This is a genomic window from Streptococcus sp. DD13 (assembly GCF_001578875.1).
GTDB lineage: Bacteria > Bacillota > Bacilli > Lactobacillales > Streptococcaceae > Streptococcus.
Genome location: NZ_KQ969506.1, coordinates 393,749 through 403,816 on the forward strand (window position 1 = coordinate 393,749; position 10,068 = coordinate 403,816).

At 42.4% G+C, this 10,068-nt stretch carries 10 protein-coding genes and 1 pseudogene; all 11 read left to right on the forward strand.

Annotation, left to right across the window (positions count from 1 at the left end; genetic code table 11):
• A pseudogene (locus STRDD13_RS01725) lies at positions 1-335 on the forward strand (aspartate carbamoyltransferase); the annotation flags it as partial.
• A gap of 1 nt (position 336) precedes the next feature.
• On the forward strand, positions 337-1,416 hold the full coding sequence (locus STRDD13_RS01730; RefSeq protein ID WP_067101058.1) for a carbamoyl phosphate synthase small subunit: 1,080 nt from the start codon (positions 337-339) through the stop codon (positions 1,414-1,416).
• 151 nt (positions 1,417-1,567) lie between these two features.
• Positions 1,568-4,747, forward strand: a complete 3,180-nt coding sequence (carB, locus tag STRDD13_RS01735; RefSeq protein WP_067101061.1) for a carbamoyl-phosphate synthase large subunit — start codon at positions 1,568-1,570, stop codon at positions 4,745-4,747.
• A gap of 269 nt (positions 4,748-5,016) precedes the next feature.
• Positions 5,017-5,772, forward strand: coding sequence for a class I SAM-dependent methyltransferase (locus STRDD13_RS01740; RefSeq protein ID WP_067101063.1), 756 nt, complete (start codon positions 5,017-5,019; stop codon positions 5,770-5,772).
• A 132-nt stretch (positions 5,773-5,904) separates the two neighbouring features.
• Complete coding sequence (gene rpsP / locus STRDD13_RS01745; protein WP_067101066.1) at positions 5,905-6,177, forward strand: 30S ribosomal protein S16; 273 nt, start codon at positions 5,905-5,907, stop codon at positions 6,175-6,177.
• 21 nt (positions 6,178-6,198) lie between these two features.
• A complete protein-coding gene (locus STRDD13_RS01750) occupies positions 6,199-6,438 on the forward strand; it encodes a KH domain-containing protein (RefSeq protein WP_067101070.1) in 240 nt (79 codons plus the stop codon).
• A 43-nt stretch (positions 6,439-6,481) separates the two neighbouring features.
• Positions 6,482-6,814, forward strand: coding sequence for a MazG nucleotide pyrophosphohydrolase domain-containing protein (locus STRDD13_RS01755; RefSeq protein WP_067103144.1), 333 nt, complete (start codon positions 6,482-6,484; stop codon positions 6,812-6,814).
• A gap of 53 nt (positions 6,815-6,867) precedes the next feature.
• A complete protein-coding gene (rimM, locus tag STRDD13_RS01760) occupies positions 6,868-7,386 on the forward strand; it encodes a ribosome maturation factor RimM (protein ID WP_067101073.1) in 519 nt (172 codons plus the stop codon).
• Positions 7,376-8,104, forward strand: coding sequence for a tRNA (guanosine(37)-N1)-methyltransferase TrmD (gene trmD / locus STRDD13_RS01765; RefSeq protein WP_067101076.1), 729 nt, complete (start codon positions 7,376-7,378; stop codon positions 8,102-8,104). The genes rimM and trmD overlap by 11 nt, the downstream gene beginning before the upstream one ends.
• Positions 8,104-9,168 (forward strand): pyridoxal phosphate-dependent aminotransferase, encoded by a 1,065-nt coding sequence (locus STRDD13_RS01770; protein ID WP_067101080.1) that lies wholly within the window; start codon positions 8,104-8,106, stop codon positions 9,166-9,168. Before trmD ends, STRDD13_RS01770 begins: the two co-directional genes overlap by 1 nt.
• A 432-nt stretch (positions 9,169-9,600) precedes the next feature.
• On the forward strand, positions 9,601-10,068 hold a 468-nt coding region (locus STRDD13_RS01775; protein WP_156471263.1), incomplete at its 3' end, for a DeoR/GlpR family DNA-binding transcription regulator.

A 10,068-nucleotide genomic window follows, 5' to 3' on the forward strand; every position in this document is an offset into this window, starting at 1 on the left:
AGTTTGGCCCGTATGGTCAATACTTGGAAATGGACGAAGTGGTTGATCAAGTGGATGTCTTGATGCTCTTGCGCGTCCAGCATGAACGTCATGAAAGTGGGACCTACTTTTCGAGGGAAGACTACCATGCCCTTTATGGTCTGACAGAGCAACGTTATCAAAAGTTACAGGAAAAAGCGATTGTTATGCACCCAGCACCAGTCAATCGAGATGTTGAAATTGCAGATTCTTTAGTTGAAGCCCCTAAATCTCGCATTGTAACCCAGATGCAAAACGGTGTCTTTGTACGAATGGCTATTTTAGAGGCTATTTTAAGAGGGAGAAAGGAAGAATAAGATGACAGTACGCTTATTAGTTCTCGAAGATGGGACCATCTTTGAAGGTCAAGGATTTGGCGCAGATGTGGATGTGACAGGAGAAATTGTTTTCAGCACGGGAATGACAGGATATCAAGAATCCATCACGGACCAATCGTATAATGGACAAATTTTGACATTTACCTATCCCTTAGTAGGAAACTATGGGGTCAATCGGGATGATTATGAGTCTATTTCTCCGACCTGTAAAGGAGTTGTCGTCTATGAATGGGCACGTCGAGCAAGCAACTGGCGGAACCAATTAACCTTGGACGAGTTTTTGAAGGCTAAAAACATTCCTGGGATTTCAGGTATTGACACAAGAGCCTTAACCAAAATCATCCGAAAACATGGAACCATGAAGGCGACAATGGTGGATAAAGGAGATTCAGTCGATCATATCATGAGCCAACTGAAGGCGACAGTCTTGCCGACCAATAACATTGAACAAGTCTCGACTAAAATCGCCTACCCTGCTCCTGGTGTAGGAAGAAACATTGTTTTGGTAGATTTTGGTTTAAAACACTCGATCTTACGAGAGTTATCAAAGAGACAATGCAATATTACAGTGGTACCACATACTGTAACAGCCCAAGAAATTCTAGACCTAAACCCAGATGGTGTCATGCTGTCAAACGGTCCTGGGAATCCTGATGATGTTCCAGAAGCTTTGGAAATGATTCGAGGTGTACAAGGACGGATTCCGATTTTTGGAATCTGTATGGGCCATCAATTATTCTCAAAAGCAAATGGCGCAGAAACTTATAAAATGAAATTTGGTCACCGTGGTTTTAACCACGCGGTTCGAGAAATTGCAACTGGTCGGATTGATTTTACAAGTCAAAACCATGGTTATGCTGTTTCTCGGGAAAACTTCCCGGATGATTTGATGATTACGCATGAGGAAATTAATGACCATTCTGTTGAAGGTGTACGCCATAGAAGATTTCCTGCATTTTCTGTTCAATACCATCCCGATGCAGCACCTGGTCCACATGATGCTAGCTATCTATTTGATGAATTTATGGAGATGATTGACGCTTTTCAAGCTCAAAAATAGGATACGATTGTTTTCAAAATGAAAACCCTGACTTGTTCTATAGAAAGGAAAAAGAAGGACGCTTTTGATGCAAAGCCATTTTGGCGGATAACCGTTGAAGGTGCTTTGAAAGACAAGGTTGTCGATAAAAGTAGTTCTTGGTACGAAACATATGCCAAAACGTAGTGATATTCAAAAAATTATGGTCATTGGTTCGGGTCCCATTGTGATCGGACAAGCTGCAGAGTTCGACTATGCGGGGACACAAGCTTGTTTGGCGCTTAAAGAGGAAGGATATGAGGTTGTTCTCGTCAATTCCAATCCAGCGACTATCATGACAGATAAAGAAATTGCGGACCGAGTTTATATTGAACCAATTACCCTAGAATTTGTCAGTCGGATTCTCCGTAAAGAACGACCAGATGCTCTTCTCCCGACTTTAGGTGGTCAAACAGGGCTCAATATGGCCATGGAGTTGTCAAAGAACGGAATCCTTGAGGAGCTTGAAGTGGAACTCTTAGGAACCAAGCTATCTGCGATTGACCAGGCAGAAGACCGCGACCTCTTCAAGCAATTAATGGAAGAGTTGGGACAACCGATTCCGGAATCCGAAATTGTCAATACGGTGGAAGAAGCTATTTCATTTGCAAATGAGATTGGCTACCCTGTCATTGTTCGTCCAGCATTTACCCTTGGTGGAACTGGTGGGGGAATGTGTGCCAATGAAGACGAATTGCGTGAAATTGCTGAAAATGGCTTAAAGCTATCTCCTGTCACGCAGTGTTTGATTGAACGCTCCATTGCTGGGTTTAAGGAAATCGAATACGAAGTTATGCGTGATTCGGCTGACAATGCCTTGGTTGTCTGCAATATGGAGAATTTTGACCCTGTGGGAATCCATACAGGAGATTCTATCGTCTTTGCTCCTGCTCAGACCTTATCCGACCATGAAAATCAAATGCTTCGTGATGCTAGTCTGAAAATCATTCGAGCTCTTAAAATTGAGGGAGGCTGTAATGTCCAGCTGGCCCTAGATCCGCATAGTTTTAAATATTATGTCATCGAAGTAAACCCTCGCGTTTCTCGGTCTTCTGCCTTAGCTTCCAAAGCGACAGGTTATCCGATTGCTAAGTTAGCTGCAAAGATTGCAGTTGGCCTTACCTTAGATGAAGTGATCAATCCAGTTACTGGTTCGACCTATGCGATGTTTGAGCCCATGTTGGACTACGTGGTTGCGAAAATCCCACGTTTCCCATTTGATAAGTTTGAAAATGGGGAACGACGTCTTGGTACTCAGATGAAGGCGACTGGAGAAGTCATGGCTATCGGACGGAATATTGAAGAGTCGCTCCTTAAGGCCTGTCGTTCTCTTGAAATCGGTGTCTACCATAATGAGATTGCTGAGCTTTCCAGTCATACAGATGATGCGCTGATGGAGAAGATTGTAAAAGCGCAGGATGACCGTCTCTTCTATGTCTCTGAGGCGATCCGTCGTGGCTATACACCGGATGAAATTGCAGAACTCACTAAAATTGATGTCTTCTTTTTAGACAAATTACTGCGCATTTTCGAGCTTGAGCAAAAATTGGCTCATCATGTCTTTGATGCTTCTGTTTTACGTCTGGCCAAGGAAAATGGTTTTGCCGACAGGAAGATCGCTGACTTGTGGCAGACAGATGCACAAACTGTGCGACAATTCCGTTTGGAGCAAGGTATTCGTCCTGTCTTTAAAATGGTAGATACCTGTGCCGCGGAATTTGAGTCAGAAACCCCTTACTTTTATTCTACTTATGGGTTTGAAAATGAATCAATCCGGTCAAGCAAAGAATCGGTCTTGGTTCTAGGATCTGGTCCCATTCGGATCGGACAAGGGGTGGAATTTGACTATGCAACGGTTCACTCTGTCAAAGCTATACAGGCAGCAGGTTATGAAGCCATTATTATGAATTCCAACCCAGAGACAGTTTCGACTGACTTCTCAGTCTCAGATAAGCTCTATTTTGAACCTTTGACATTTGAAGATGTCATGAATGTGATTGATTTGGAACATCCAAAAGGAGTCATTGTCCAATTTGGTGGTCAAACCGCGATTAACCTTGCTGAACCACTGGCAAAAGCTGGAGTGACCATTTTGGGAACTCAGGTAGAGGACTTAGATCGTGCTGAGGATCGGGATCTCTTTGAGCAAGCTCTAAAAGATTTGGACATCCCACAACCACCAGGTCAAACTGCGACGAATGAAGAAGAAGCAGTAGAAGCAGCTAGAAAAATTGGTTTCCCAGTCCTGGTTCGGCCATCTTACGTTTTAGGTGGTCGCGCCATGGAAATTGTCGAAAATGAACAGGACTTGAGATCTTACATGCGGACTGCGGTAAAAGCAAGTCCAGACCATCCGGTCTTAGTGGATTCCTACATTGTCGGTCAGGAGTGCGAGGTGGACGCTATTTCTGATGGTACGAATGTCTTGATCCCTGGTATTATGGAGCATATTGAACGAGCAGGTGTCCATTCTGGGGATTCCATGGCGGTTTATCCACCTCAGACTTTCTCTCAGAAGATTAAGGATACGATCGTTGCTTATACGAATAAACTAGCGGTCGGATTACATTGTGTTGGGATGATGAATATTCAGTTTGTCATTAAAGATGAAACAGTTTATGTCATCGAAGTCAATCCACGCGCCAGCCGGACAGTTCCTTTCCTTTCAAAAGTAACCCAAATTCCGATGGCCCAGGTTGCAACCCGTCTCATCTTAGGTGAAAAATTTGAAGACTTGGGGTATTCGACTGGCTTGTACCCAGAGTCGGACCTAGTCCATGTGAAAGCCCCAGTGTTCTCCTTCACAAAATTAGCCAAGGTCGATAGCCTATTAGGTCCTGAAATGAAGTCCACTGGTGAGGTAATGGGATCTGATGCAACGCTAGAAAAAGCTCTTTATAAGGCTTTTGAAGCTTCTTACCTTCACCTTCCAACTTTTGGGAACGTTGTTTTTACCATTGCAGATGAGAATAAGGAAGAAGCCTTGGCTTTAGCAAAACGGTTCGAAGCAGTAGGATACGGTATTTATGCGACCTCCGGAACCGCAGATTATTTAAATGAACATGGTCTCCATTCTACTTATGTAGATAAGATCGGCCATGATAATGCGAATGATATTCCAGCCTTGGTGCGTAGTGGTCGCGTACAAGCAATTGTCAATACAGTGGGTAAAAAGCGAATTGCAGACGAAGATGGGCAGGAAATCCGTCGCTCGGCGATTGAACACGGCGTCCCCCTATTTACAGCTCTAGATACAGCAGATGCCATGATCAAAGTGCTGGAAAGCCGTTCCTTTACGACACGCGCCATTTAACAATGGCTTCAAATCTTTAAAAGAGGCTGGGACAAAAGTCCTAGCCTCTCCATTGTTTTTGGATTGTTGCGCAAAACGCAGTGGTTAAGTGGGCCCTACCAGGCTGATTTCATCAGCATTTACAGCCCTACTCAACTGTGCGGAGGTGGGACGACGAAATCGAATTCTAAGGAATGGCCGATTTCTGTTCCACTCTCTTTTGATTGGTGCAAGATCTCTCTGGAACTGGTGATCATCTAGGCTAGTCCAGTTTATGGTATACTAAGGATATGAAAATGATTGTTACCACTAGTCTTGGGATGCAGCCACATTTAGTCCAAGAAGCTAAGGAGATTGCAGAAGATTTAAGGATTCCATATATCGAACGAAACAAGAAGTCACTAACCCATTTGTTTCAAATAGCTGAGCACGTCTTGTTCGTGACGAAAAATCGTCTGATCTTGGAACAAAAGGAGGGAAGTTCCTTCTTTTTCCATTTGGATACCGCGATGCTCCGTATCAAAGCTCCTCGTGATCCTTTATTAGAACTTATAGGGGATGACATACAGACCGTTTTAGATTGTACAATGGGGATGGCAACGGATAGTATTCTTTTGTCTTATGCGGGCTATCAGGTAACAGCTCTCGAATCCCAAAAGATGATTGCATACCTAGTAGAGGCTGGTTTGCGTAAGACGGACGCAGGGAATGACCAGATTAATCAGGCCATGCGAGCGATTCAAGTTGTCCATACGGACAGCCTTCGCTTTTTAAAGCAATCGGAAGATAACTCGTTTGATCTTATTTATTTTGATCCTATGTTTGTCGCAGCTATTCCAGAATCTCATAATCTAGATGGACTAAATCCACTGGCCAATTCGTCTCCACTGACTCTTGAGATGGTTCAAGAAGCCAAACGCGTGGCTCGTTATCAGATTCTGGTCAAAGCACATTTTCGTGATCCTATCTTTGAACAGTTAGGTTTTGACCACCTCGTTCGTCCCAATCAAAAATTCCATTATGGTAGGATTCGTGTCGAAGACTAGTAAACATCATTGAAAAGGAAAAATAAATCCCCAGGTGTCAAGTTTTTTTCTTGACACCCGAGGAAATAGTGGTATAATAAGTTTATAGTCCATGACTAACCTATTATTTTTAAAGAAAAGAGACTGATATAAATGGCAGTAAAAATCCGTTTGACTCGTATGGGTTCTAAGAAAAAACCTTTCTACCGTATTAACGTTGCAGACTCACGTGCTCCACGTGATGGACGTTTCATCGAAACAGTTGGTACTTACAATCCCTTGGTTGCTGAAAACCAAGTAACCTTGAAAGAAGATCGCGTTCTTGACTGGTTGTCAAAAGGTGCACAACCTTCTGACACAGTTCGGAATATCCTTTCAAAAGAAGGTGTCTTGAAGAAATTCCACGATTCAAAATTCTCAAAATAATAAGCAAAGCGAGAGATTCTTATGGATATGATTGAAAACCTGATTATTACGATTGTGAAGCCTTTGATTTCACAGCCGGATAAATTGACTATCAAAATTGAAGACACACCAGAATTTTTGGAATATCATTTAGATCTTGATAAGTCTGATATTGGTCGTGTCATTGGTCGAAAAGGGCGGACGATTTCTGCCATAAGAACCATCGTATATTCTGTTCCAACGACCGATAAAAAAGTTCGTTTGGTAATAGATGAAAAATAAAAAGGCGGGACTTGGTTCCGTTTTTTTGTTGGAAGGAGAAGGAATGAAAGAAGTGACCATTCGGCAATTACAAGCTTATTTAAAAGAACATTATCAGAAGTCTCGGACGGAAGAAGGTCTATTTATCAAACTGGTTGAAGAGGTTGGGGAGGTAGCTGAGGTCTTAAATGGACGTTCTGGACGTAAAGCGGCTGTCCAGGATTCAAATGAGGAATTGGCAAAAGAACTCGCTGACATCATTCACTATACGGTTGCCATCGCTGCCATCAATGAGATTAATCTTACTAAAATCATCTTCGAAAAAGATAAAACAGCAGCAGTAAAATACCAGCACGAGCGGGATTTAGAGCAGTTTCTAGCAGATAAGTCCATTTGAGAAATTCCCTTGAACGTGATAAAATATACTGAATAAACTACACTGGAGAAATCATGAATTACTTTAATGTTGGAAAAATTGTGAATACCCAAGGACTTCAAGGAGAGTTGCGCGTTCTTTCTGTAACAGATTTTGCAGACGAGCGCTTTAAAAAAGGCAATAAACTGTCGCTTTTTGATGAGAAAGAACAGTTTGTCATGGAAGTGGAAATCGCTAGTCATCGCAAGCAAAAGAATTTTGACATTGTCAAATTTAAAAATCTCTACCATATCAATGATGTCGAAAAGTTTAAGGGATTTTCACTAAAAGTAGCGGAAGAAGATTTATCTGAACTGGAAGATGGTGATTTTTATTACCACGAAATTATCGGCCTAGATGTTTTTGAAGGTCAAGAATTAATTGGTCAAATCAAAGAAATTCTTCAACCAGGTGCCAATGATGTCTGGGTAGTGGAAAGAAAGGGAAAGAAGGATTTACTTCTCCCTTATATTCCGCCTGTTGTCCTTGAAGTGGATGTGAAAAACCATCGGGTCAATGTAGAATTGCTGGAAGGATTGGACGATGCGGATTGATATATTAAGTCTGTTTCCTGAGATGCTGACACCACTGGAGCATTCAATTGTCGGAAAAGCAAGGGAAAAAGGGATTCTCGATATCTACTACCATAATTTTCGAGAACAAGCTGAAAAATCTCGCCATGTAGATGACGAGCCTTATGGTGGGGGACAAGGGATGCTGTTGAGAGCCCAGCCGATTTTTGATACCATGGATCAGATTCCGAAAGACCAGGCGCGTGTGATTCTCTTGGATCCAGCTGGAAGGACCTTTGATCAATCCTATGCGGAAGAATTGTCGCAAGAAAAGCAGTTGATTTTTATTTGTGGACATTATGAAGGCTATGATGAGCGGATCAAGACATTGGTGACCGACGAAGTTTCTCTGGGAGATTACGTCTTGACTGGGGGAGAGTTAGCGGCCATGACCATTATTGATGCGACAGTCCGCTTAATTCCAGAAGTCATTGGCAAGGAAAAGAGTCACACGGATGATTCCTTTTCATCCGGTTTGTTGGAATACCCCCAGTATACTCGTCCAGCACAGTATCGAGGGATGTCGGTCCCTGACGTACTCTTGAGCGGCCACCATGAGAACATCCGGCGCTTTCGTCTCTATGAAAGTTTGAAAAAAACCTATGAACGTAGACCGGATTTGCTGGAAACTTATGCCTTGACTAAAGAAGAAAAAGAATTGCTTACTGCCATCCAAAACGACAAGGAGATGAAATTTTAATGGTTCAATTTCGAGAAGATTTAGCACATTTTGAGAATTATAAAGTAGCTCGTAAAGTCCAACATAATTTAGGAGATAATGAAAATCGTGTGATGGACTGGTCTTCTTTAGCGCAAGAAGCCGTTCTTTCGATGGACCCTTCCGTTTTAACCTATTATGGAGACAATCGCTATGAGGAATTATTGAAGGCTTATGCCGCTTATCTCCATGTGCCCGTGAATTACTTAGTGCAAGGGGTTGGATCAGACCAAATGGTTCATATGATTGTGACCACTTTTTTAAAGGCAGGAGAAGTCTTTTTGACGGTGAACCCGGACTTTTTTATGTATCAAGTATACAATGAAATGCACGGAGTTCATTATGCGAGCTATGATTTAGCCTGGCAGGATGACAGTCTTTTTCTTGATCCTCAATTGTTCTTAGATTATGCCAATCAAGTAGGAGCAAAAGTGATCATGCTGTCCAATCCCAATAATCCGAGTTCGATAGAGTACCCTTCTGGGACACTTGAAGCGATTGTGGCTGGTTTTGATGGGGTCGTTGTGATAGATGAGGCCTATATTGATTTTGCGAAAGGTTCAAGCTTTGTTCCGTTGATTGATCGGTATCCAAATCTTATTGTCCTTCGAACGCTTTCAAAGGCTTTTGGATTAGCTGGCTTGCGCTTGGGATTTGCAGTAACCAATCCCACCCTGGCTAGAGAAATCGATAAAGTCCTTCCTCCCTATAGCATGCCCAATATTGTAGCTGAGATTGGAAAAGTTGCTTTAGAGAAGAAAGAAGCAGTAGAGGAGTCGGTTCAAACAATCAAGGAAACGCGAGATGATTTTATCGCTTTCTTGAAGACTTTACCAGATATGCTGGTCTTACCATCTGCTACGAATTTCATTACCTTTAAAGCGCCTTATTGTTCCTCCATTTTTGAAGACGCTCAAAAAGAAGATTTCCTATTCAAATACTACACGAGTGGCCGTCTAGCTGGCTTTATTCGTCTGTCAGTTGGCAGAAAGGATGAGATGGAGCAAATGAAAGGGATTATTCAAAAAGTCCTTGCAAAAGGTTAGAAAGCCCAACCATTTACAGTTTACTCCAGGAGGATGACCCTCATAACGCAAATCAAGAGGCTGGGACAAAAGTCCTAGCCTCTCAATTGCTTTTGAATGGTCGCGCAAGACGCAGTGGTTGAGTGGGCTCTACGACGCTGATTTCAACCGTTTTACAGCCCTACTCAACGGTGCGGAGGTGGGACGACGAAATCGAATTCTCACGAATGACCGATTTCTGTCCCCCTCTCTTTTTGTTTCGCCCGGTTTTTAATGAAAAGCATAACATGACCAAACCTGCTATCAGTACAAGCAGTTACAACACATTTTTGCTGAAATCCATTCTTCTTTAAAAAATTTTGAGAGATTTTGGAAGAAAATGATTGACATTGGAAGAAAATAAGGTATAATATCTTTTGTAAACGATTGCAATTAATAGAGAGGAGTGATTTTATCTTAAAGTCGGAACGACACAATCTGATTTTGCAGTTGATTCAACAACAACAATTTGTTCATTTAGATGAACTCATTACTTTATTGGATAGCTCAGAATCAACTGTCCGACGGGATTTAGATGAGTTAGAAGCCGAGGGACTCTTAAAACGAGTTCATGGTGGGGCAGAAGGTCGTCCTCGTTTGCAAGATGAGGAAACGATTTCTGAAAAATCTGTCAAAAACGTTCAACAGAAACGCGCAATTGCGGAAACAGCAGCGAATATGATCCAAGACCAGGACTTGATTTTTCTGGATGCTGGGACAAGCACAGGCAGTATCATTCCTTTTTTGGAGGGTCGCCAAGTCACAGTCGTGACCAATTCCATCCATCACGCGACACGGTTGGTAGAAATCAACATTCCGACTATGATTGTAGGAGGTTTTGTGAAGCAGTCAACAGATGCCTCTATTGGAAACTTTGCATTG

Bases quoted from the DNA above. Each gene is read 5' to 3' on its own strand.
- trmD (WP_067101076.1), top strand. From the start codon at position 7,376: ATGCGGATTGATATATTAAGTCTGTTTCCTGAGATGCTGACACCACTG.
- STRDD13_RS01730 (WP_067101058.1), top strand. From the start codon at position 337: ATGACAGTACGCTTATTAGTTCTCGAAGATGGGACCATCTTTGAAGGT.
- STRDD13_RS01755 (WP_067103144.1), top strand. From the start codon at position 6,482: ATGAAAGAAGTGACCATTCGGCAATTACAAGCTTATTTAAAAGAACAT.
- rpsP (WP_067101066.1), top strand. From the start codon at position 5,905: ATGGCAGTAAAAATCCGTTTGACTCGTATGGGTTCTAAGAAAAAACCT.
- STRDD13_RS01770 (WP_067101080.1), top strand. From the start codon at position 8,104: ATGGTTCAATTTCGAGAAGATTTAGCACATTTTGAGAATTATAAAGTA.
- STRDD13_RS01750 (WP_067101070.1), top strand. From the start codon at position 6,199: ATGGATATGATTGAAAACCTGATTATTACGATTGTGAAGCCTTTGATT.
- rimM (WP_067101073.1), top strand. From the start codon at position 6,868: ATGAATTACTTTAATGTTGGAAAAATTGTGAATACCCAAGGACTTCAA.
- carB (WP_067101061.1), top strand. From the start codon at position 1,568: ATGCCAAAACGTAGTGATATTCAAAAAATTATGGTCATTGGTTCGGGT.
- STRDD13_RS01740 (WP_067101063.1), top strand. From the start codon at position 5,017: ATGAAAATGATTGTTACCACTAGTCTTGGGATGCAGCCACATTTAGTC.